This window comes from Enterococcus sp. ARL09-542 (assembly GCF_005234805.1).
GTDB classification, from domain to species: domain Bacteria; phylum Bacillota; class Bacilli; order Lactobacillales; family Enterococcaceae; genus Enterococcus_D; species Enterococcus_D gallinarum.
Window position 1 is genome coordinate 27,787 of record NZ_QPQX01000001.1, and the last position, 22,939, is coordinate 50,725.

General features: G+C 39.6%; 20 protein-coding genes. 18 read left to right on the forward strand and 2 right to left on the reverse strand.

Features of this window, described 5'->3' with window-relative positions; all coding sequences use genetic code 11:
- Positions 1-255 precede the first annotated feature (255 nt).
- The 9 genes from DVW06_RS00140 (at position 256) to DVW06_RS00180 (ending at position 9,744) form a co-directional block, all read left to right on the forward strand.
- Positions 256-1,119 carry a helix-turn-helix domain-containing protein gene (locus tag DVW06_RS00140; protein WP_034703999.1) on the forward strand — a complete coding sequence of 288 codons (864 nt, stop codon included), beginning with the start codon at positions 256-258 and terminating at the stop codon, positions 1,117-1,119.
- Positions 1,120-1,651: 532 nt separating this feature from the next.
- Entirely contained in the window at positions 1,652-2,017 is a 366-nt protein-coding gene (locus DVW06_RS00145; protein ID WP_003125490.1) for a RidA family protein, read from the forward strand.
- Between the two features lie 285 nt (positions 2,018-2,302).
- The gene (locus DVW06_RS00150) at positions 2,303-3,064 is read left to right on the forward strand and encodes a formate/nitrite transporter family protein (RefSeq protein ID WP_005470423.1); all 762 of its coding nucleotides are present in this window, start codon (positions 2,303-2,305) and stop codon (positions 3,062-3,064) included.
- A 310-nt stretch (positions 3,065-3,374) separates the two neighbouring features.
- Positions 3,375-6,101, forward strand: coding sequence for a sigma 54-interacting transcriptional regulator (locus tag DVW06_RS00155; RefSeq protein ID WP_003125493.1), 2,727 nt, complete (start codon positions 3,375-3,377; stop codon positions 6,099-6,101).
- 79 nt (positions 6,102-6,180) lie between these two features.
- Positions 6,181-6,621 carry a PTS sugar transporter subunit IIA gene (locus DVW06_RS00160; RefSeq protein WP_003125495.1) on the forward strand — a complete coding sequence of 147 codons (441 nt, stop codon included), beginning with the start codon at positions 6,181-6,183 and terminating at the stop codon, positions 6,619-6,621.
- Positions 6,596-7,078, forward strand: a complete 483-nt coding sequence (locus DVW06_RS00165; protein ID WP_003125497.1) for a PTS sugar transporter subunit IIB — start codon at positions 6,596-6,598, stop codon at positions 7,076-7,078. The genes DVW06_RS00160 and DVW06_RS00165 overlap by 26 nt, the downstream gene beginning before the upstream one ends.
- 18 nt (positions 7,079-7,096) lie before the next feature.
- Positions 7,097-7,882: a PTS mannose/fructose/sorbose/N-acetylgalactosamine transporter subunit IIC gene (locus DVW06_RS00170; RefSeq protein WP_003125499.1), complete on the forward strand. Its 786-nt coding sequence runs from the start codon at positions 7,097-7,099 to the stop codon at positions 7,880-7,882.
- Entirely contained in the window at positions 7,875-8,672 is a 798-nt protein-coding gene (locus DVW06_RS00175) for a PTS system mannose/fructose/sorbose family transporter subunit IID (protein WP_003125501.1), read from the forward strand. Before DVW06_RS00170 ends, DVW06_RS00175 begins: the two co-directional genes overlap by 8 nt.
- A gap of 16 nt (positions 8,673-8,688) precedes the next feature.
- Positions 8,689-9,744: an SIS domain-containing protein gene (locus DVW06_RS00180; protein WP_003125502.1), complete on the forward strand. Its 1,056-nt coding sequence runs from the start codon at positions 8,689-8,691 to the stop codon at positions 9,742-9,744.
- A gap of 336 nt (positions 9,745-10,080) precedes the next feature.
- Here the strand turns inward: DVW06_RS00180 and DVW06_RS00185 are convergent, their stop codons facing one another.
- On the reverse strand, positions 10,081-10,404 hold the full coding sequence (locus DVW06_RS00185) for a MazG nucleotide pyrophosphohydrolase domain-containing protein (protein ID WP_003125503.1): 324 nt from the start codon (positions 10,402-10,404) through the stop codon (positions 10,081-10,083).
- A 70-nt stretch (positions 10,405-10,474) separates the two neighbouring features.
- Between DVW06_RS00185 and DVW06_RS00190 the strand changes: the two genes are divergently transcribed.
- From DVW06_RS00190 to DVW06_RS00230, 9 genes are all read left to right on the forward strand, one after another.
- Positions 10,475-11,038: an LOG family protein gene (locus DVW06_RS00190; RefSeq protein WP_003125504.1), complete on the forward strand. Its 564-nt coding sequence runs from the start codon at positions 10,475-10,477 to the stop codon at positions 11,036-11,038.
- Between the two features lie 346 nt (positions 11,039-11,384).
- On the forward strand, positions 11,385-13,307 hold the full coding sequence (locus DVW06_RS00195) for a BglG family transcription antiterminator (protein WP_137264293.1): 1,923 nt from the start codon (positions 11,385-11,387) through the stop codon (positions 13,305-13,307).
- A gap of 4 nt (positions 13,308-13,311) precedes the next feature.
- Entirely contained in the window at positions 13,312-13,632 is a 321-nt protein-coding gene (locus tag DVW06_RS00200) for a PTS lactose/cellobiose transporter subunit IIA (RefSeq protein ID WP_003125506.1), read from the forward strand.
- Between the two features lie 27 nt (positions 13,633-13,659).
- Positions 13,660-13,998 (forward strand): PTS sugar transporter subunit IIB, encoded by a 339-nt coding sequence (locus DVW06_RS00205; protein WP_003125507.1) that lies wholly within the window; start codon positions 13,660-13,662, stop codon positions 13,996-13,998.
- A gap of 15 nt (positions 13,999-14,013) precedes the next feature.
- Entirely contained in the window at positions 14,014-15,363 is a 1,350-nt protein-coding gene (locus DVW06_RS00210) for a PTS sugar transporter subunit IIC (protein ID WP_003125508.1), read from the forward strand.
- Between the two features lie 233 nt (positions 15,364-15,596).
- Positions 15,597-16,679, forward strand: a complete 1,083-nt coding sequence (locus tag DVW06_RS00215; protein WP_137264294.1) for a M24 family metallopeptidase — start codon at positions 15,597-15,599, stop codon at positions 16,677-16,679.
- Positions 16,663-17,703 carry a M42 family metallopeptidase gene (locus DVW06_RS00220; protein WP_003125511.1) on the forward strand — a complete coding sequence of 347 codons (1,041 nt, stop codon included), beginning with the start codon at positions 16,663-16,665 and terminating at the stop codon, positions 17,701-17,703. Before DVW06_RS00215 ends, DVW06_RS00220 begins: the two co-directional genes overlap by 17 nt.
- Positions 17,696-18,889, forward strand: coding sequence for a MalY/PatB family protein (locus DVW06_RS00225; RefSeq protein ID WP_003125513.1), 1,194 nt, complete (start codon positions 17,696-17,698; stop codon positions 18,887-18,889). The genes DVW06_RS00220 and DVW06_RS00225 overlap by 8 nt, the downstream gene beginning before the upstream one ends.
- 512 nt (positions 18,890-19,401) lie before the next feature.
- On the forward strand, positions 19,402-21,741 hold the full coding sequence (locus tag DVW06_RS00230) for an HAD-IC family P-type ATPase (RefSeq protein WP_034704006.1): 2,340 nt from the start codon (positions 19,402-19,404) through the stop codon (positions 21,739-21,741).
- A gap of 93 nt (positions 21,742-21,834) precedes the next feature.
- Here the strand turns inward: DVW06_RS00230 and DVW06_RS00235 are convergent, their stop codons facing one another.
- Complete coding sequence (locus DVW06_RS00235; RefSeq protein ID WP_003125515.1) at positions 21,835-22,809, reverse strand: S41 family peptidase; 975 nt, start codon at positions 22,807-22,809, stop codon at positions 21,835-21,837.
- Between the last annotated feature and the right edge of the window lie 130 nt (positions 22,810-22,939).

The following is a 22,939-nucleotide window of genomic DNA, read 5'->3' on the forward strand; positions in this document are numbered from 1 at the left end:
GAATGACCAAGGGGGGAGTATTCTATTCTTTTTTAATCGCATTTATTTTGTTGCTGGTACTTTTAGTGAGATTTGACATTTAAACGTAAAGATTGAATTTGGAGAAACGGCAGAATCTTCTTTAAATGCTTGTAAGCTTAGTACTGTATTCATCTGAACACCACCTTTCCACTTGTTACCGTTACTATATCATCGGTAAATGTTCCCCCGTATTTAAAAATGTGTAGTATACTATACGTGAAAAGGAGTGGTCAGATGAAGGCGTATGGCCCATTGATCAAAAAAATCAGAATGTCGAAACACTACACTCAAAAAGAAGTTTATTCAGGTGTAGCTTCCCGCAGCTTTTATGCGAAATTTGAAGCAGGAGAGTATGCGATCGAAGCATTTAAATTCAAGCGTATCTTAGAAAATATGAATATGAGTGAACCAGAATTTTTCTTCCTTTATGATAAGGAGAATCCTGCAACTAAACGAATCACGATTAGAGACGTCATTGCTATTTACTATGACTTCAATCTGCATTCTGTCGATAAGTTATTAGTGATCTATAGGGACAATAAAGCGTCAGAGATAAGCTCAGATCGGTTGATCAGCTCTGCAGCATATGCTTTGGCTTGGTCACTAAAACCGACCATCGATCACTGGCCTTTAGTGACTTTAAGAGAATATTTCACACGTCTTGAGAGTTTTTCAATGATGGAACTGGAATTGTTCATTACAACTTTTTTTATCTTTTTTGATGAGGAAGAACGAATTGAGCCATTACTCTCAAAAGCGATTGCTGCCGCAATCACTTGGTGGTCACTTTACCCAGAGTTGATTGATCGACTAATCGGCGCATTGTATGTCAATATGATTCAATTCTTGATTACAAATAATGAGTTAGAGAAGGCATCACTCTTAGATGAAAAATTGACGGAATCGCTTACTGATTCTACCTTCTCTCTGACCACGCAGCTCTACTTTGCTTTTTTTAAAGCCTTTCTAGCAGAAGATCGCGCAGAAGTAACGAATATCTTAAACTTGCTCAGAAAGAATGATCGACAAACTTATACCATTCTTAGTAAGATCATCCAGTCGACAGCTTTTAGAAAAATTCTCGATATATCTTCGTAAGCAGGCTGCTTAAAGGAGGGGCTAGTGAGCAAAAAGACATTGACCGCTACCTAACTGTTTTCGTTTCTGACTCGGGGAGTAGTGGCTGCCGGTCTGTTTCCACTCGTGCTAGTTGATAGAAGGATCAACTAGCTTTTTTGTTTGCCCTGCTGAAGTAATCATTGGTGGGAGTAAAAGTCTGAGACGTAACTATGCTTTTCCAGCGCCTGGTTGGAGATTATTTTCTAAAAGGATCAAAGCGATTAGCGAAAAGAGCTATCGAACGAGCAGCAATATGGACCACGTGTGTTCGAATCGCTGTGTTGATTCACTGTTGAAGATAAGGGAACAAGACGCAACCTTTCTTTTTTAACACCAAACATGTCGCCTCATTTTCTAAGTGGTAGGCGATAATTAAAGGTGCAGAAAAAGTGAGAGAGGTGTTGAGTATCTCGTTGGAAGAAAGTAGAACAATTTTATGTATTTTAGTAAGAAACCAGAGGCTGTTTTTTCAGACAAAAATTCAAATAGATTATTTCAGGAGGCGAGTTAGATGAAGCGCTATGACATTAACCGAGATTGGGCAAATTCAGGAGTGATTGAGGCTGGGAATTTAGTCTTTGTTGGCTATTGTGTCGGAAATATCGGACAATCGGTCGAACAACAAATAATCGGTGCTTTCGATCACTTGGAAGAACGGTTGAAACTAGCGGGACTTACGTTAGCAGACGTGGTCCAAATGGACGCTCTTTTCAAAGATATCTTTGATATTCCGATAATGGAAAAAATCATCAAAGAAAAATTTAATGGACAATACCCTGTCAGAAAGTCTATTCAGACTTCTTTTGCGCACCGTGGTGAGGTAGGCATCTTGTTTCAAGTGGATGCCATCGCATTTAAAGGAAAGGACTTTAAATAATAAAAGAGCTGAATTAGTCATTCAATTCTAAGATATTCAACTCAAGAAGGGGATTTGCTTCTAGAGTGCTTTCCCAGATCAAAAACAAACGGATTCCTCGGTAAACAACGGACGTTGATTTAACCGGGGTTTTTTTAATAGAATCTGATGAAAATTTCGTGAATTTTTTTACAATAACAATGCAAAATCAAAAACGATGGTGTTATAATCGTTGATGGAAATGTGAAGGAAATCACTATTGTTTTTTATCAGAAAATCTATTGGAAAAGTAGGGATCAAAGAGTTATGCACACACCAGAAGAAATTATGGACATTAGTATTCATCTAGGCACCAAAAAAGTACAAAAACCGATCATTGCGAAACTTATTTTAGGATTCATCGGAGGGGCTATGATTTCTCTTGGCTATTTAGCCTATGTTAGAGTCTCTGCCTCTATTCCAGAATCACTTTCAAGTCTCACCAGTCTAGTTGGAGCAGCGGTTTTTCCAATCGGATTGATTGTCATCCTGCTTGGGGGCGGTGAATTAATTACAGGGAATATGATGGCGGTAGCGATTGCTTTTATGGATAAGAAAGTCACGTTTCTGCAACTAGTGAAAAACTGGCTGATCATTACCTTAGCTAATATGGTCGGTGCGATTTTTGTGGCGTATTTTTTTGGTCACTTTGTTGGATTGACAAGTTCAGGAGTTTATTTAGACCAAATCATTCACCTTGCTGATCACAAAATAGCTGCGTCTTGGTTACAAGCAATTGGTTCTGGTATCGGCTGTAACTGGTTTGTCGGTTTAGCATTATGGTTGTCTTATGGTGCGAAAGATGCGGCTGGGAAAGTATTGACGATATGGTTTCCAGTCATGATTTTTGTTGCCATCGGGTTTCAGCATAGTGTGGCAAATTGTTTTGTCATTCCGGCAGCGATCTTCGAAGGCCACGGCACATGGTTGGAATTCTTTGCGAATTTTATTCCTGTCTATATTGGGAATATCATCGGAGGTGCGCTATTTGTATCCGGCTTTTACTATGCCAGCTACAAACATCATTAAGAAGTTTTCGAATAACAACACAATCCTATTCGTTCGTTGATAATGAGCTTTTTATATGGAAACTTGGTTCATTGTAAAAATAAAATTACTAAAGAACATCGAAGCGCATTTTGAGCAGCTTCGATGTTTTTTTGTGACAATGTTGTTTAGTAATAAAAACAGAAAGTATGAGGCATTGGACAGGCCATGAAATAACAAATAAATGAAAGCAATTCCCTGTGAGGTTTAATTTCGTCTTTAAAAGAAATTTTTCCGTGGTATACTCTTTTTTAACATTTGTTATTTCGAGGGCAAAGAAAGAGGTGTAGAAATGAATGTTGAAGTAGAAGTGACTACATGGAGCCGAGAATTAGCGAATCGTGCTACTAAAGAAGCGGTTGAATCGGGACTGTTTACAACAGCCGATATTGAAGCTCAACTCTCCTTTAGTCGAACACAAGCGAGTCGATTGGCCAATCGTTTTGTTGATCAAGGCATTTTTTTTAAAATCAATACACGGCCCGTCTTGTTTGGCAATCGAGGGGGGTATCAAGAAAAGTTCGCTATCGAAGTATCTGAAGTCCTGAATTCAGTAAAAGAGTTAAGCGACAAAATCGAGAAAGTACCTATCAATCGTGTATTTGAAAAAGTGATCGGTTACGATAAAAGTTTGGCTGAACCCATTGAACAATTGAAGACAGCTGTATTTTATCCAAATAATGGTCTTCCTGTTATGGTGATGGGGGATACAGGCATCGGAAAAAGTTATTTCGTGCAAATCATGTATGAATATATGGTCAAAGCAGAAGTTCTATCAGAAACAGCCCCATTTAAAGTATTAAATTGTGCACAATATTATAATAATCCAGAGCTCTTGTCAGGATTATTGTTTGGTTACTCCAAAGGAGCCTTCACTGGTGCCTACGAAAAGAAGCGCGGGTTATTAGAAGATGCGAATGGTGGTCTACTATTTCTAGATGAAGTCCATCGGTTGAATGCGGAAGGACAGGAGAAACTTTTTACTTTCATGGATAAAGGGACCTTTTCTCGGATCGGTGAATCAACCGAGCGAAAAGCAACTGTCCGATTGGCCTTCGCGACAACTGAGAAAACCACCGCTTTTTTACAGACGTTTTTGCGTCGAATTCCTATTACTATCTATTTACCTAATCTGAGCGAACGCAGTATTTTAGAAAAAAAAGAAATTATCGAGAAGCTCTTTCAAGTTGAAAGCAAACGGCTTGAAAAGAAAATAGTGGTCAGCTCGCAGGTAATGAATATTTTTCTTCATACCATTTATTCAGGAAATATTGGTGAAATTGAAAATGCCATTAAGTATGTTTGCGGCAGTGCGATTTCTCAAAATGTTACTTCAGATGAAGTCCATGTTTCCATCAAGGATCTGCCCGCACAAATGTATACGCTTCCTCGAAATAAAATCGTTAGCCAGTTTTCTGAGTCAACTAATTACGTTTTCGACGGGGAAAAACAATCTCTTTCCGAAAATGATGGCCGGCAAGACCTTTATGCGTTTATTCATCGATTAAATCAAATTTATTCGTTGAGAAAAAATGATGAGGATGCGGAGATGCGTACGTTGATCGATCAACAAGTGGCTGGCTTTATGGATCGGTTAGTCTTTACGGATTCAAAGCAAAAACCAGTTGCTTTGGAAGAGTTTGTGCATCAAACGATGCAAGAATTATTTCGGGAAATCGAATATCAGGCGTTCTTTCATTATGATGGAAGCTTCGTTCTATTTGTGTCTCACTACATTTACAAGTATATTTTGAGAACGTCTTTCGTTTCTCAGCCTTCTGAATTTTTACTGGAAGCCTACATTGAGCAGCATTATGGGAAAGAACGGCAAACGCTAAAGAAAATTTTTCCTGAAATTGAGCGACGTTTAGATATTCAGTTCGATTCATTAGACATTAATCTCTTCTCATTATTCTTTTCGACACTACGTTATACAAGAAAGAGCAAAGACATTGATGGATTGATCATTGCTCATGGTTTCGCAACCGCTAGCAGTATCGCCAATGTGTGTAATCGCATGCTAGGAGAGTCAATATTTACCAGCTTTGATATGCCAATCGAGGCCTCCATTCATGACATCTCTACAAAGGTAGAAGAGTATGTACGAGAAAACGGAACAGTCAAAGGACTGGTAATCCTAATTGATATGGGGTCGTTGAATATGATCTATGATTTATTGAAAAAGACCGTAGCAGTTCCAATTTTGTGTATGGATCAGCTAGGGACTTTGATGGCACTAGAGATTGGCAATATGATGCTTCAAGGCACTCCTTTAACCGAGATTGCGGAACGGATGAAGGAATCGATCTCACCGAACATTCAACTGTTCGAACCGGAAAAGGCTCAAAAAAAAGCGATAATCACCACTTGCTTTACTGGGATAGGTACAGCGATTCAGATTCAAAAAATGTTGTCGGAATGTTTGGAAGGATTGCTTGAGGTAGCGTTTTTCCCTATGGAATATAGTGAATTGGTTACCAACGGGATACCCGCTAGTATTTCTCAACACTATAATTTATTAGGCATTATTGGAACCGACGATCCTCTGATTCCAGAGGCCGAGTTTGTTTATTTAGAAACCATTATCTCTGGTGGGAACGCGCAAAAAATGTCAGAGATCTTTGGCGTTGATTTGGATGAAAATGGCATGAAGATTGTGAATGATCGGATGGTAAAAAATTTTTCCCTCATTCGAGTCCTCGATTCGTTAACTATTTTAGATACTCAAAAAATCATGTCGATCATAGAAGAATTAATTGTCACACTGGAAGAACGATTAGCACTGAAGTTAACGAATCCACGAAAAATCGGTCTTTATGTTCATATCTCCTGCATGGTAGAGCGTTTGATACGGCAAGTAGAAATTACCGAATTTGCAGATCTTGAACAATTTGTATTTATTCATCAACGTGAAATCAGAGTGATCAAAGATGCGGTCAGTGTGCTGGAAACAATCTATAGTGTGCAGATTCCATTGCCAGAAATTTGCTATATCCATAATATCCTTTTTCTTGACTGATAGATGAGGACTTTTCGAAGCGTGTCACTAGTTGGCACGCTTTTTGCATTATAAAAAAGTGTAGTGAGGAGGAAAAGAGATGAAATATTTAGTAGCAACCCACGGCACATTTTCTAAAGGGATTATTGATAGTTTGAAATTGATTGCTGGTGAAGATATCGAGATCGATTGTTTTTCAATGACCAAAGAAAAATCGAGTGATGATGCGGAAGCAGAGATGACTGCTTACTTAGAGCAGAATCAAGATCAGACGTTGATCGTCCTAACAGATGTCTTTGGGGGAAGTGTGGCAAATCTATTTACCAATCATTTATTAAACGGATATGAATTCCAGTTAATCACCGGTGTCAATTTACCTATGTTACTTTCTCTCATACTCTCAGAGGAAACAGCTGAGCTATCTGTTGAGGATTGGGTACTTAGGGGAATAGAAGAAGGGAAGAAAGGAATTTTACACATTAATCAACTAATCAAACAGCAAGGAGGACAAAACAATGACGATATCTTTAGTGAGGATTGATGATCGGTTGATCCACGGCCAAGTAGCTTTTGGCTGGACGACGGCCTTAGGGATCAATACGATTTTAGTGGTAAATGACGATGCCAAAAATGATCAAATGAAATCTATGGCTTTAAATCTGGCGAAACCTTCCAATGTTGTTCTATACATTCGAGGAGTAGCGGAATCCGGAGAAATCGTTCAAAAATTTGCATCATCAAAAAAGAGTAATGTCTTGGTTTTAGTTAAGACGACCGAGGATGCTCGCCGATTGGTCGAAGCTTCAGGTGGGGTAATTACCACATTAAATGTTGGGGGTTTGCGTTATGGCGAGGGGAAAAAGAAATTAACGGATCTAGTGGCAGTGGACGAAAAGGATATCGCTAACTTAAAAATGATTAAGGATGCCGGTGTCCAAGTAGAATTTCGGATGCTGCCTAGAGATAAAAAGAAATTGTTGACGGACTTTGACATTTAGAAGAAGGAGGGTTACACGATGGTTGCTCAAGCAATAATGTTAGGGTTAATTGCTGGAATCGGTATTTTAGATGGCAGAATATTTGGTCAGATGATGTTTGATCGTCCGCTTGTTACCGGTTTATTGGTGGGGTTGGTTTTAGGCGATGTAAAGAATGGAATTATCATTGGGGCGCAACTTGAATTGATCTGGATGGGGATCGCCGGTATTGGGGCTTCTACACCGCCAGATGTGGTGACAGGAGGGATTTTAGGAACAGCATTTGCGATTTTGTCTAATAGCGGTGTTGAAGTAGCTTTAGCATTAGCTGTGCCGATCGCAGTTTTAGCGCAATCTTTAGGCGTATTGGTTCGGATCATCAATGCTTATTTTACCCACAAAGCAGATAGCTATGCGAAAGAAGCAAATTACAAAGGATTAGCCTTTTGTATGTGGATTCCAGTTGGTTTGTTCTTTTTAAGTACATTTCTACCAACCTTCTTAGCTATTTTATTAGGTGCGGATAAGGTAACGGGAATGATCGAAGCTGTTCCAAATGTCATATTAGATGGGTTATCTGTAGCTGGAAATCTGCTTCCTGCCATCGGATTTGCTTTGTTGCTGGACATGCTTTTTTCAAAGAAAATGGCGCCCTTCTTTTTCTTGGGCTTTTTAGCAGCTGCCTACGGAGGACTAAATATTACTGCGATTGCTTTAATCGGTGCTTGTATCGCAGTGATCTTGCACTTCTATATTGAACAGAAGAAAGAGTCTATCCCCAGTGTCCCAGATAACTTGACGGAAGGAGAGATCGATTTTGAATAAGATTGAGAAGAAGCAGCTAAAAAGTGTATTCTGGCGGTCCTTTGCTCTTCAAGGTGCGTTTAACTACGAACGGATGCAAAATGTCGGTTACATGTATGCCATGTTGCCAGTCATCAAAAAGCTCTATAGAAATAAAGAAGATCAAGCAGCAGCAATTACACGCCACTTGGAAATTTTCAACACGACACCAGCGGTAGTACCAACGATCATGGGTATCAGCGCAGCGATGGAAGAAGAAAATGCGAACAATCCGGCTTTTGATGTCCAATCAATCAACGCTGTCAAAGCATCACTGATGGGGCCTTTAGCTGGGATCGGTGATTCGATCTTCTGGGGAACTGTTCGGATCATTGCTGCCGGTATTGGTGTATCGATCGCAAAAGATGGCAATCTTTTTGGTCCATTGCTGTTTTTAGTTTTGTATAATTTGCCAAATATATTGGTTCGGATCTTTGGATTGAAACTGGGGTATCAAGTAGGGGTCAATTCGTTGGACCGTATCCAAAAAGAGGGCTTGATGGATAAAATTATGGCAGTAGCAACGATCGTTGGATTATGTGTTGTTGGAGGTATGGTGGCGACGATGCTGAATATCACGACTCCATTAAAGTGGAATATCAGCGGAGCAGAAATCGTGGTTCAAGATATACTGGATCAGATATTACCAAAGATGCTGCCGCTAGCCTTCACCTTTGGCATTTATAAGCTGCTAAAAAAAGCGAGCATTACTAAGATTACGATCGGCATTATTATTTTTGGGATCGCTGTTCATTTGATTGGCATTCTATAATATTGGAGGAGAAAAAATGGCATCAATTCAAGAGTATTTACAAGAGACACCAAGTAAATTGTTAGAAATTATCGAAAAAGGAGACCGTCTTTTTTCAAGTATCAAAAAAGAAAAAATCACTCGGATTTTTTTGACAGGGTCTGGAACGAGCTATCATTCCGCGTTGCAAATGGCTCCGCAAATGCAAAAACTATTACAACTTGAAGTAAGAGCGGTCTATCCTTTCACGATCACTGAAGAGACTTTTTTAAGTGATAATGAACAGACATTAGTTGTCGGAATCTCTCAAGGAGGTAGCTCTTTTTCCACCTACAACGCTATGAAACTAGCGAAAAGCAAAGGTTGTATCACTGCTTCCATGGCAGGAGAAGAACAAGCATTTATTGATGAAATGGCTGATTTTGTTCTGACTGTCCATTGTGGACCTGAGAAAGCAGGGGCAAAAACAAAGGGCTTTTATTGTACAAAACTGAATCTATTATTACTTGCTCTCTATCTGGGACTTGAGCAAGGAACGATTTCTGAAGAGACATTTGAACAACAGATCCAAGGGGTGAAAACTGCTGCTGGACAGTTCCAAGCTGTTTATGAGACTTCATTAAAATGGATTTCTGCAAATCAGGAACGATTAGTCACTGCAAAAGAAATCCGTGTGACTGGTCCGGCAGCTATTTATGGAGATGTTTTAGAAAGTGCCCTGAAGTTGTTAGAGACGATGCGTTGTCCGGTGAGTGGATATGAATTTGAAGAGTTTATTCATGGCATCTATAATGCGATCAATGAAGATTCGATGGTCTTTATTTTAGACAACGGCGATGAGCCAAGGTCTGAGAAAATGAAAGAAGTTTTGTCCGAATGGTCGGATACTATTTTTCTGATTACGACTTATGAGTCAGACGCAGCAGATCTGGTCTTACCTGTGACCACCGATCCAGAGTTTATGACGTTCAATTTCATTGTCTTATTGCAATTGATCTGTGGAGAAATTCCTCATTTGCGAGGTGTCGATCCTTCCACACCAAAAGATCCGCAATTTCATATGAAATTAGGCAGCAAAAAATTCAATCGTTGATCTGTAATAATGATTTATAATACGGGACTATGACATAAGTCATCATCCAACAAGTTAAACCGAATAATAGTCTGTTGCTAGGATAGATCCCTCTGACTTTTGCGACGAGGAGTCCCTGCACCGCAGGAGCAATAATCATTAATGTTCGGCTAGTGTTACTTGTAGGAGACTTATGGCACAGTCCCTTTTTTTTGCTTCAAGTAGACTAGAAAATCTGACAATATTTTTCCCTTAGCTAACTCGTTGACAATGACAGGTGATCAACTGGGCGCACAACTTAGGATAACGCAAGATAACGCGTAGGAAAAGAAATATAAGTGATAGTTAGCAGCTAGGCTATCCTTCCTCTTTAAATCGCTCTTCCAGTTTTGCTTTATGATGACCCATAATGTCTTCGAGAGCAATATCGTATTTATCTGCGAGAATCAATACGTTGTCAAAGACATCGCCAAGTTCTTCCATCAAATTCTCTCGATAGTAGGCTTGATCTTTTGCAGACTCATCAGGTCGATCTCGCCCAATTTCAACGCCGCGAATGGCCCGGGATAGTTCTCCTACTTCTTCCGTAAGAAATCCAACACGAATAAAAGGATCATATTGATACCAGTTCCGTTTTTTATAAAAGTCGATCACCCATGAGTTGTATTCATTGATTTTCATATTGAGCCCTCCTTATTTCTCGACTATAATAACATGAAGTGCAATCAGATCGAAAGGGGATCATTTGAGAATGAATGTCGCAGTCTATTGTGGAGCAAGTATCGGAAGTTCAGAAGAATACAAGCAAATCACCAAAGAATTAGGTAGATGGCTAGGTGAAAATCAGTATAACCTTGTCTATGGAGGCGGTAATGCGGGATTGATGGGAATAATTGCCGAAACCGCTATTGAAGAAAATTGTGAAGTAACAGGCATCATACCAGAATTCTTGGTGGCACGAGAATTAGCAAAAGAGAATCTTACGTCACTGATCGTTGTCTCGAATATGCATGAAAGAAAACAAAAAATGATCGAGCTGGCTGACTTATATGTGGCATTGCCAGGAGGACCGGGAACCATTGAGGAAATTACAGAAGTCATCTCTTGGGGCAGGATCGGGCAACATGCCAACCCATGTGTGCTGATCAATTTCAACGGCTTTTTTGATCCATTGAAACAACAATACCAGGCAATGGTAACAGAAGGGTTCTTGACCCAAGAAGACTTCGACAAAATTCTTTTCGCCGAATCACTTGCCGAAATCAACGCATTTGTCACTGATTTTGTGCCTCCTGCGATTAGGGTGTATAAATAGAAGTATACTTGATCAAAAATAGAAGAATCGATTCGATCAATAATGGTTCTGTATTGAACAAGCCAACAGCTTTGTAACGAGGCTTTTGGCTTGTTTTTGTATATTAGTTATCTTTTTTAGAATGCGAATGGAGTAGTTGAATGAGGCTAACAGCTGAAATGATGCAGGATCAGCAGTGTTCAGAAAAATATCGATCGATCCCGGTTATGTAAACCGAATCGTTTGCTCGTAGAAGGAAATGGTTATTCTTTTGAATCAGATTATTCTTGCATCATTTATCGGAAAAAGTTGCCATTTTAAGTAAAGGGCTTACATTGTATAGTTTATGTGAAGGCGGGAGGAAATTATGCGACAAGAAAAAATTGTTGAATACTTATATGCAAAGAAGCAAGCAATTGCTCCCAAGGCATTGGCCGCTGAATTTCAGATTTCTGAGCGGACCTTGGCTAATGATATCAAGTGGTTAAGAGATATCGGACGAACAGAAGGATTTTCAATAGAGCGGATTCGTTCGGCAGGCTATCAACTGGAAATTTCTGATAAAAAAAAGTTTCTAAGATTTTTATCTCATGCAAAACGTCAAGAAAAGATCGATAACGGGAACCCGAACGAACGAATTAAGAATATCGAACTTCTCCTGCTGTTTCATGAAGAATACATTACGATGCAGCAGATTTCAGAATGGTTAGAGGTGAGTCTTTCAACAGTTAAAGCAGATATCAAACAAGTCGAATTGTTTTGCAAGGACTACGGATTAACTTTATTCAGCAAAGCACATTATGGTTTGAAGATTGTCGGGACTGAAGAGAAGAAAAGACAAGCAATTCTTTATTTGATTCGCAACATTATCCATACACCCGTCCTGACGGAACGATATAAAGCTTTTCACTTCGTCTTTGATGAAGAGGCGCTACGTTCCTGTTTATCAGAAAAGTTGCAACAGCATCAACTTAAAGCGAGCGATATTGTTTTTGAGAATATCATACAGCATATTCGATTGCTTGTTTTTCGAATCACACAAAATAACACTTTAACGAATGACGAACGAACCGTAAGGACAGCAACCGATAAGTATGACCTTTTAACAGAAGATTTGGTCTCCTATTTGGAAACGGCTTATCCCATTACTTTTTCTACTATGGAAAAAAATTATTTGCATGAGCAACTGAGAGGAAAATTTTCGGTCCTTGATGATCGAACCAGTAATCAGCAATTGAAACAAGCAATTGAAAAAACACTAGAGCTTGTCGATTTACGTTACCATACACAGTTTAGAACAGATCAAGAATTAGGTAATGCCCTGTTGATGCATGTCGCTCCATTACTTCAAAGACTGTATACCGGACATCAACTAGATAATCCGATCATTGATGACATTTATACGCAATATGCCAATGTATTCAACGTTGCGATGGTGTTCATCAGTGAATTAAACAAGGACTTGGACGCAGATATCAGCAAAGATGAGATAGGCTACGTTGCTATCTATTTCGCAGCTAGTCTTGAGAAGCAGGCGAATCAGTTAATCGATGATTATAAAAAAATAGCTGTCATTTGTTCTACGGGTGGCGGTGCTTCTTATTTATTGAAAGTTAATTTAGAGCGGCTTTTCAGCAATGCTGAAGTCATCACATTTGCTTTGAACGAAGTTGATCAGATTGATAAAAGTTTTGACTTACTGATTTCCACTGTTCCTCTGGATCAGGAACAGTTTGCTATCCCTATCATCTACACAAAAACGATTTTAAATCGGGCAGAAATCAATAAAATCGAAAAAGATTTAAGCCTATTGCGGGAATCGGAAAATAAAGTATTTGATGTACACCAGTTTATTCTCAGTTTATTTGATCCTCAGTGGTTTCAAATTGATACGGAATCAGAAGATTATTTGCAACTACTAGAAAGCGAAGCGGCTCGTTTAGAAGATGGGTGGGCCGAGCAGGGATTTAAGCACAGTGTTCTTGAGAGAGAAAAAATGATCGATACCATCTATCAAAATGGTATCGCAGGACCCCATCCTATGGAGCAGGCAGCGATCAGGGAAGTCATCGATGTCATTTTGTTAAGAAAATCAATTTGGTACAGTAAAAAAGAAATCAAGGTTATTTTCTTGATCAATATCAAGAAAGATCATTTAAATCTGCATAAAGAAATCAGTCGATTGATGATCAAAATGATGGAAGACCAAGCGTTAGACAATCAACTAGCCAAAATCACGAATTTTCAAGACTTTAAGTCTTATATACAAAGTTTAATGAAAGAAGGATGAAACAATGAACGAAAAAGAAGTTGATATTTTTAAAATCATCTCTGCAGCAGGAGATTCGCGAGGAGCAGCTTTTGAAGCGCTAAGATTCGCCCGTAAAGGGGATTTTGAACAGGCAGAAGCAAAAATGAAAGAAGCCAAAGAAAGGAGTATTGATGCCCATGATGTCCAGACAAAGTTGATTACCGGTGAACTGAATGGCGAGAAAACAGAAACTAGTCTATTAATGGTTCATGCGCAGGATCATTTAATGACAAGCTTATTGGCACGCGATTTGATTGAAGAAATGATTGGTATGTTAAAGGAAAAAAGCGAAGAAAATAAGTAATCAAAAAAAAAGTAGGAGGAAAGAAACATGAAAATATTGCTTGTTTGTGCAGGAGGCTTCTCAACGACAATGATGATGGAGTCAATGAAAAAAGTTGTCAAAGAATCAAAAAGCTTAGATGAAAAAGACTATCCAATGGAGGCAATCGGTGTCGACAAATTGGAACGCTATATCAATGACTATGATGTCATCTTAGTTGGGCCACAATTGAGTCACAAATATGATTTCATTAAAGGGGAAGCAGATAAAGTGAACAAACCAACTGTTTTATTAACGTCGGATATCTATGGGTCCATGGATGGGGCTACGGTAATGAAACAAGCGTTGGTTGCATATCGTAAGAATGAAGCATTGAAAACTCAATAATTAGGAGTGAAAAAAATGGAAAGTCCAAAAAAACAGGGTGCTTTTGAAAAAGTAGAAGCATTTATTCGTAAAACATTGGTGCCGGTTGCTAATAAAGTTGATAGTAATGCTTACTTGACTGCGATCAAAAAAGGAATGGTCGTAATGACACCAGTGCTATTATTAGGGTCTGTTGCAGCAATTTTTCCGTCTATTCCTGAGTTCATTACTACACAGGGAGTTGCAAATTGGTTTGAAAGCTACGGTTATATTTTTGGGATTATTTCAAAAGTTTCATTAGGGTTAGTTGGTTTGTATGCAGTTCTAGCAATTTCGTATTTCTTAAGTGAACACTATAAGCTTTATACAGTGGGATCAATGATGTTGTCAGCAATTGCCTTTTTGATTGTAGCAATGGATGTGGATGACAACGGCAATATCGTCGCCAGCTATCTTGATTCTAAGGGCTTATTTACTGCAATTTTCATAGCGATTATTTCGGTCAAACTCTACCAATTCTTCACGAAGCACAAGTTGGTGATCAAAATGCCAGAGGGGGTTCCGGATTTTGTTTCCAGTTCTTTCGAATTGATCACGCCCACTGCGGCTATCGGGGTTCTGTTTATTGTGATCCGTGCGGTTACCGATAGTTTATCTGGGGGTGTTCTTTTACCGCAAGTCATCATGGATATTTTAGCACCGGCTATTGGCAGTCTAGATTCGCTATGGGTGATTTATCTAGTATTAGTTTTACGGTTGGTTTTCTGGTTTTTTGGTATCCATTCAGCGGTTCTTTCCCCGATTCTTTCACCAATCGCAGTGCAATATTTGTCCGAGAACATTGCAGCGCACGAAGCGGGAGAACCATTACGCCATGTCATTACGAATGGTACCTTATCGGCCTTTGCCAACTTTACCGGTTCTGGTGTGACGATTGGCTTAGTTTTAGCAATGATCATCAGTAAGTCACAACGATACAAAAAAGTAGGGGCAGTTGCTTTACTCCCTTCCATGTTTGGTATCAATGAACCTGTGTTGTTCGGTGTGCCGATCATCTTGAATCCAGTTTTGATGATTCCATTTATCTTTGGTGGGGCATTAGTAGGAATGTTCCCAATGATTTGTATGAAACTAGGTTTACTGAACTACCCGATTTTTGATCCGCCTTATGTGCCAATATTTATGGAAGGGTTTCTCACAGGATTCGATTGGCGAGCAGTCATCATTCAAGTGATTCAAGTCGCTTTATCTTTTGGCTTATATTTGCCATTCTTCAAAGTATTGGAGAAACAAGAATTCGAGCGGGAAGCATTATTAGAAGCAGAAAAAGGCAACTCAGTCATCTCAGATGAAGATGAACAATACTTAACAGATATTGATTTCTAGCCAAAGGGGCTGGGGCATAAGTTAGAACAAGTAGCGGATAAACAATAGTGTGGGGAATCTTGTCTGGTAAATTGGGGTACTAGTCCTCTTGCAAAAGAAACCATTCTATCGGTCATCACTTATCTTGTGAACTTGTGCCCCGTTTTTACTATTCTGAGTATATTGTTTACCCTTGAGACGAGAATCAACTATTAAAGATGATTCAGGTTAGAAAAGGAATGAGGGGAAAATAGATGAGGATCGATGCATTAAGAGCAAAACTAGCGGAAAAAAAATTATCCGGACTTGTAGTCACAGATAAAACGAATCGTCGCTATCTTTGCGGATTTACGGGGTCAAACGGCTTACTACTAGTTACTGAAAATAAATTAACTTTGTTTGTGGACGGTCGTTATACAGAACAAGCGTCTCAACAAACAACTGGTGTGGAAATTTGTGAGATCCCGATTGGAAGTCATTTGATCGAAGTAATGCGACCATTTATTGCAGGAATGAAGGTAGGTTTTGAGGCGGAAACCATTTCCTATCAGACTTTTACTGAGCTTCACTTTTTAATGAAGGAGGCCAATGGTCAGCTAATCACCACCAAAAACATGGTGGAAAGTTTAAGAATGATCAAATCATCTAAAGAAATTTGTGCCCTCAGACAGGCGGCGCAGATTGCCGATCAAACATTAGAACGGATCATGTCAATGATTCGAGTAGGGATGACAGAACTAGACTTAGCGAATGAACTCGATTATCGTAGCAAGAAATTAGGTAGCGAAGGCCCGGCTTTTGAAACAATCGTCGCTTCCGGAGAGCGTACCGCGTTGCCTCATGCCCATGCTAGTCAGAAAAAACTTGAAGCGAATGAGCTGATCATGATTGACTTTGGAACGATCTACGACGGGTATTATTCGGATATCACACGGACGATAGGCTTTGGCGAAGTAAAACCCGAGATCCGAGAAACTTATGAGATCCTATTGGCAGCTCAAAAATCAGCTGTTCAAAAGGTTTCTTTCAATAAAACGTTAGGAGAGATTGATCAAGTTGCAAGACAAGCACTGAGGAAAGAGGGACTTGAGGATCATTTTAGTCATAATTTGGGACATGGCATTGGTCTTTCTTGTCATGAATATCCGGCCGTAGCACCCAAAAATGAGTTGTCAATTCAAGCCAATATGACGTTCACAATTGAGCCAGGAGTCTATTTCCCGAAAGAAAAATTCGGTATTCGCATCGAGGACGATATATTAGTAAATGATCTGGGGAATGCTGAACTTTTGACGAAATTCAGTAAGGAGTGGATAACTATTGATTGCAACCGATAAATTATTAATGCGTCTTTCTAATTTAGATGCACTGCCTGGTCAAGAGTCACAAGTGCAAGAGGTGCTGATGACGATCATTGATTCGAATGGCGTCAAAGATTCATTTGGAAACCTCTATTTTGGAGATTTGACAACAAAAAAGAAAAAAATCGCACTCTATGCCCATATGGATGAAGTCGGTTTTTTTGTCTACCGTATCACAGAGGAAGGCTTTGTCTACTTCTATCCGATTGGTGGATGGTGGGGGCATGTCATTTTGGGGCAGCAAGTGCGAGCAACTTGTCGTAAAAACGGCTCTATCATAGAAGGTGTGGTGGGAACGCTGCCAAAATCAACGCATGCAATGTCGGAAGTAGTACCAATCAGTGAGATGTATATAGATTTTGGGGCCAAATCAAAACTTGAATTGGAAGCTGCTGGTTTGCAGATTGGTGATATGATTTTGCCAAATACTCAAGCCAAGAAAAGTTATAATCAGCAGAAGATTATTGGTAAAGCATTGGACAATCGTGTTGCCTGTACGATCATGGCTCAGATCAAAAATCAGATTAAAACGCAACATGTCGAAATCATTGGTGTGGGGACTGTTCAAGAAGAGGCTGGGACACGAGGATCGAAAGTTGCCGCGCAGCAAGTAGATGCCGATATCAATATCGTTATTGATGTAGCCAATGGGAAAGATACGCCAAAAGCTGCGGACTATCCTAATCGTATTCAAGGCAAAGGTCCAGGTCTTGTTCTGGCCGATAAAACCGCATTAGGAAATATAAAGCTGTTGGATTACTGCAAGGAAGTTGCTGAAAGCAATCAAATTCCTTGGCAATATGATTTGTTAGCCGGAGGTGGAACGGATGCTGGTTCGGTTCAGTTAGATGCCGGTAAACCAACCCTAGTCTTTTGCGTGCCGGTTCGCTATTGCCATTCGTGGCATTCCATCGTGGACATCAATGACGTTGAAGCGACGATCGAGTTGATTTCTGCGGTTATTCGTTCCTTGGATGAAGGAGGGATCGATCTTGAGTAACTTTAAAGAACAGCGCTCTCGCTACGGCACGTATTCGACCCAGTGGGATTATGTCCAAGATCGTTTCGGAGAAAAAGGGCTATTGCCCTTCTCAATCTCAGATATGGATTTTATGATCCCTGATGGAACCAAAGAAGTATTGGCTAAAGCTGTGACTAGAGGTTTTTTTGGTTATACTCGCTGGAATCATCTTGATTATAAGCAGAGCATCAGCCATTGGTTTTTGCAGGAATTTGATTGTACGATTGATCCAAACTGGTGTGTCTACTCGCCAAGTGTCATTTATAGCTTATCTCTTTGCATCCAACTATTAAGTCGAAAAGGAGACAAAGTAGTAACATTTACTCCATGCTATGATGCTTTTTATCATTGTATCGCCGGTAACGAACGGGAGTTGATCCCATTTTCCTTAACCAATGATGGGGAACGGTTTACGGTTGATTTTGATGCTTTAGCCAACGTATTTGCTATCGAAAAACCAGCAATTTTTCTGCTATGCAATCCGCACAATCCAACTGGCCGAGTGTTCACTGATCAAGAACTATCCAACTTGGTTTCGCTATGCCAAATGCATAACGTCGCTATCTTGAGTGATGAGATCCATATGGATGTCCGGCGCCCAGGAGAAAAACATCGACCTATCTTAGAATTTATTGATTCGATAGAGGTGCCTGCAGTTTTGCTATCCTCCGCATCAAAGACGTTCAACACGCCAGGACTGGGTGGCTCTTATGCTATCTTTTTGGATGAAAAATTACGAGAAAGATTTTTGACGATATTGAAAGCAAGAGATGGTCTATCGTCGATTCCATATCCTGCACTACTAGCGACAATGGACTGTTATCGGAATCAAAAGAAATGGGCCGTTGAACTCAATCAAACAATCGACGAGAACTTTTTCGAAGCAAAGAAGATACTGTCTGCTGATCCGCGAATTCATTTCACTATTCCAGAAGCAACCTACTTAGGCTGGATCAACATAAAAGATTTACCTTATAGTATGGATGAATTGCAAAGTGTTCTGGTAAAACAAGAAAGAATCGCGATCATGAATGGTAAGGTTTATGGACCAGAAGGTAAGACTTACCTGCGGTTTAATCTAGGTGCACCAAAAGAGAAAATCATTGCTGGGTTGGAAGGTCTCATGCATGCCATTGACTCTTTGGATCAGAAACATTTGAATTAGTCAGAGCGTCATAGGATACTTGTGAATGAAAATTTACTGATCAAAAAAACGGAAATCATTAAAGGCTCAAAAACTTTGATAAAAAGTTTTTGAGCCTTTTTTGTCGAAGCGTGTTCTTTTAACTTTCATTCCAACCCTTTAGAATTTCTAAAGATAAAAAACAACCCGCAAAAAAGATGATACCTCTCTAGTTATTTATTTTAGCAGAAAGGGATTACGAGTATCGTTGATAGAACAAGGTTGCTGAATGTTCAAGTACTAAACAAACGAGGTCAGAAAGGAACATTATGCCAAAGCGTGACAGTGAAGTGACAAAAATGAAACGCCAAGCAGCAGCATATTATGCTATATTTTACACAATTAGGTCATCTTTTATGAGAGGATAAATTATTCTTTAGACTATAAAAAATAAAAGTTCCGCAAAAACCAACCGGAAGTCCTATAGATTAACCAGCCATTCTTACGTAAGATGGAATGAGAGTATGACAAATGATAAGAAGAAAGGGTGAGACATCATCGAAAACAAACATGGATTAACCTCAGCAGAGGTAAAAGCACGGATTCAACGGGGAGAAGTCAACAAATCAAAGAAAGATAAGACGAATTCGTATCCGAAAATCATTTTTACAAATGTTTTTACTTTTTTTAATCTGATCAACAGCCTCCTCTTTTTCTTAGTGGCATTAACTGGTTCTTATCAGAATGGCTTATTCGTTTTTGTCGTTTTTAGTAATGTGATCATTAACATGTTTCAAGAAATCCGTTCGAAGCGAACCCTTGATAAACTGGCGCTGTTAAAAGTTGCCAAAGTCAATGTGTATCGTGATGGCAATTTAGAAACATTGCCGATCCATAAATTAGTCCTAGATGACATTCTGTTATTGAAGAATGGTGACCAAGTTCCGGCAGATGCCAAAGTCATCGAAGGTTCATTGGAAGTGAATGAATCGCTATTGACAGGAGAAATGGATAGCATCAGTAAAGAACCTGATGCTGAACTGTTTTCAGGCAGCTTTGTCACAGCCGGTGAGGCATTTTGCCAAGTCATCCACGTCGGCGAAGAAAATTATATTGAAAAAATCAATAAGGAAGCGAAAACGATCAAGCGGCAAAAATACTTGATTCAAGGAAGTCTGAACAAAGTCATTCGCTGGATCAGTATGATTCTGATTCCATTGTGTACGTTGTTATTCCTTAAACAATATTTTATTACGCATGCCTCTTTCAACAAAGCCATTTTGCGAACTGTCGCCGCAGCTGTAGGAATGTTTCCAGAAGGATTATTTTTACTGACGAGTGTGACCTTAACCATCAGTGCCGTCTATCTGGCACGAAAAAAAGTCTTGGTGCAAGAGCTTAACTGTATCGATGCGTTAGCACGAGTGGATGTTCTTTGCTTAGATAAAACGGGAACGATCACAGAAGGACAAATGACAGTAGAGAAAGTGATCCCTTTTACCTCAGAAGAAGAAATGGCAGAGATCACACAAAATCTACTGGCACATTTACCGGACAAGAACCCAACGGCCATGGCATTAAGAGACTTCTTTCCAGAGAAGGAAACGTATGCGATGCAGCATGTCGTGCCTTTTTCTTCGGAACGAAAATTCAGTTGTGTTTCTTTTGAAGGAAAAGGGACCTACTTTATTGGTGCGGCCTCTATTCTTTTGTCCAACGAGCATGCCCCTGTTTTAAAACAAGAACGAGCGCTGGCTGAACAAGGGTATCGGGTCATTGTATTGGCACATAGCCCTCAGATTTGCGAAAATCATGAGTTACCTGCAACGATTGAACCTTTAGGATTTTTCTTATTATCGGATACGGTCCGATCAGATGCCAAAGCTACTCTAGAGTATTTCAGATCCCAAGCCATTCAGTGCAAGATCATTTCTGGCGATGATCCGGTCACGGTTAGTCAAATCGCCAAAAAAGTCAATCTTCCCGGAGCGTCTGATTATATCGATGTTTCGACGCTTACCTCCGAAGAACTGAAAGAGGCAGTCGGCAACTATCAGATCTTTGGTAGAGTGACTCCACAGCAAAAAAAAGAAATGGTCATTTATTTAAAAGAAATGAATCATACGGTTGCTATGACAGGAGATGGGGTCAACGATGTCCTAGCTCTTAAAGAAGCCGATTGCTCGATCGCAATGGCATCAGGAGTCGATGCAGCAAGACAAGTGGCAAATTTAGTTCTGCTGGAAAACCAGTTTTCGGCGCTGCCTTCGGTACTGGATGAAGGGAGAAGAGTCATCAATAATATTACCCGCTCAGGGTCGCTCGTTTTGGTTCAAGTGCTTTTCTCCATCTTGATCACTATGGGAACACTGTTATCGGGGACCGCTTATCCTTTTGAACCGATCCAACTTACGATCATCAATGCTTGTTTTGTAGGCATTCCTACCTTTTTGTTGAATTTCGAACCGGATTTCAATCGGATCAAAGGCGCCTTTTTGTCTACTATTTTCAAAAATGCCTTCCCGGCTTCGCTGTCAATCGCAATTGGAACATTACTTATTATTAATATCGGGCACTTGTTCGGCAGCAGTGGTCAAGCTTTATCGATCATGTGTGTGATTTTTACTGCATGGAATTACATCTTGATCCAGCGGAAAATTTATCCGCCAAACAGCAAGTACCGAACATTTGTCTTCTTCGGCACACAGCTCCTCTACTTTATCGCATTGATTGTCGGAAGAGATCTATTTAATCTCGGCAATACGACCTATATCAATTTGATTTTGTTGATCGCATTACTCAACTATTCCGTCTTTATCCAACGATTAGCGAGCAAACTGGTCCATCGTGTTTTTCGGCGCTATGCTAAAAAAGGTGTCCTTCAAAAATCCTAACTTGAAAACAGCGCTTGTGAAGGCGCTGAGATAGAGTAGGTCAGAATCTAAGGAAAAAAAGTATTTTTAGTAAGGATTTTCTCAAATTGCTGGTTAATGAATGGACTTAAGCCATTTTAGTGCAGCATCTTCCGGGTGGTCAGTTATGACATCAGGAAGAATTGGCTTTTCTTCATACAGTATCCCATTGGAACCTTTGATTTTTGCACCTGCTAAGGACAAAGCGTATTTTCCATAAAGAGGAATCATTGAAACCCCTGTGGCATAACCAGCTGTTTCTTCTCCAAAAGAGGAAACATGGTCTTGTCCTAAAAGAGCAACCAGTACAACTTCAGCTGAACTAGCAGTCTGATGATCTGTTAAGACAGCAATAGGCAAGTGATGAAAGTTTAAGTTAGTTGGTAGACTTAAATTATCTTCTTCAAAACATATTTTCCCGTCTTTCTTGAAGACGGGGATTTTTTTGTTAGGAGAAGTAAATTCGAATAGTTTACCTTCTTTAAAGAAAGGAGCGCATGCCCCTAACATAGGCATCATATTGCCACCGGTATTCCCTCGTAGATCAATAATGACACCTTTGGGATCAGAAATCTTGGAAAGTTGTTCGAGTGCTGTAGTAACGTAAGTGTGCACATTTTCTTCATCACTAGCAGGAAATGAAGGCAAAATGAGGGTCACAATGTTGTCTTCTGCCAAGATTCTAGGGAAAGTAAGCAGAGCTGGATTGAAAAGTGGCGCTTTATCCTCTTGGACTTCAATAATAGCTGAATGATCACCACCAGCTTCCTTTATGGCTTCATTGAGCATGGGCACAACATCATCAAACGTATCGTCTTTTTTGACTTGAGCTAGATAGTTTGGTATTTCTTTCTCAAATCCTGTCTCTTTTGCATATACTCCATAATTCTCCATAATTGTTAATGCATCTTTTGTTAATCGATAGACGGAAGGTGGAATCATATAGATCGGTTTATTAAAAAGTGCGAGTCCGATCTGTAGTCCAAAGAAATGGATCGACAGTCCTAAAATTGCACCGACGGAAAAAAGAGCGATTAATACTTTCTTCATCTCGTACACTCCAATCAATTTTTTATAGGTAGGATTCATTCATTTTAACAGATTATATTGTCAAAATAGAATGATAAGTTATTTTGTTACTAATGAGGGGCTATATCTAACATTTGAAGGAATAAGTTTG

Coding starts and splice junctions, on each gene's coding strand:
- DVW06_RS00140 (WP_034703999.1), top strand. CDS start 256: ATGAAGGCGTATGGCCCATTGATCAAAAAAATCAGAATGTCGAAACAC.
- DVW06_RS00145 (WP_003125490.1), top strand. CDS start 1,652: ATGAAGCGCTATGACATTAACCGAGATTGGGCAAATTCAGGAGTGATT.
- DVW06_RS00150 (WP_005470423.1), top strand. CDS start 2,303: ATGCACACACCAGAAGAAATTATGGACATTAGTATTCATCTAGGCACC.
- DVW06_RS00155 (WP_003125493.1), top strand. CDS start 3,375: ATGAATGTTGAAGTAGAAGTGACTACATGGAGCCGAGAATTAGCGAAT.
- DVW06_RS00160 (WP_003125495.1), top strand. CDS start 6,181: ATGAAATATTTAGTAGCAACCCACGGCACATTTTCTAAAGGGATTATT.
- DVW06_RS00165 (WP_003125497.1), top strand. CDS start 6,596: ATGACGATATCTTTAGTGAGGATTGATGATCGGTTGATCCACGGCCAA.
- DVW06_RS00170 (WP_003125499.1), top strand. CDS start 7,097: ATGGTTGCTCAAGCAATAATGTTAGGGTTAATTGCTGGAATCGGTATT.
- DVW06_RS00180 (WP_003125502.1), top strand. CDS start 8,689: ATGGCATCAATTCAAGAGTATTTACAAGAGACACCAAGTAAATTGTTA.
- DVW06_RS00185 (WP_003125503.1), bottom strand. CDS start 10,404: ATGAAAATCAATGAATACAACTCATGGGTGATCGACTTTTATAAAAAA.
- DVW06_RS00190 (WP_003125504.1), top strand. CDS start 10,475: ATGAATGTCGCAGTCTATTGTGGAGCAAGTATCGGAAGTTCAGAAGAA.
- DVW06_RS00195 (WP_137264293.1), top strand. CDS start 11,385: ATGCGACAAGAAAAAATTGTTGAATACTTATATGCAAAGAAGCAAGCA.
- DVW06_RS00200 (WP_003125506.1), top strand. CDS start 13,312: ATGAACGAAAAAGAAGTTGATATTTTTAAAATCATCTCTGCAGCAGGA.
- DVW06_RS00205 (WP_003125507.1), top strand. CDS start 13,660: ATGAAAATATTGCTTGTTTGTGCAGGAGGCTTCTCAACGACAATGATG.
- DVW06_RS00210 (WP_003125508.1), top strand. CDS start 14,014: ATGGAAAGTCCAAAAAAACAGGGTGCTTTTGAAAAAGTAGAAGCATTT.
- DVW06_RS00215 (WP_137264294.1), top strand. CDS start 15,597: ATGAGGATCGATGCATTAAGAGCAAAACTAGCGGAAAAAAAATTATCC.
- DVW06_RS00235 (WP_003125515.1), bottom strand. CDS start 22,809: ATGAAGAAAGTATTAATCGCTCTTTTTTCCGTCGGTGCAATTTTAGGA.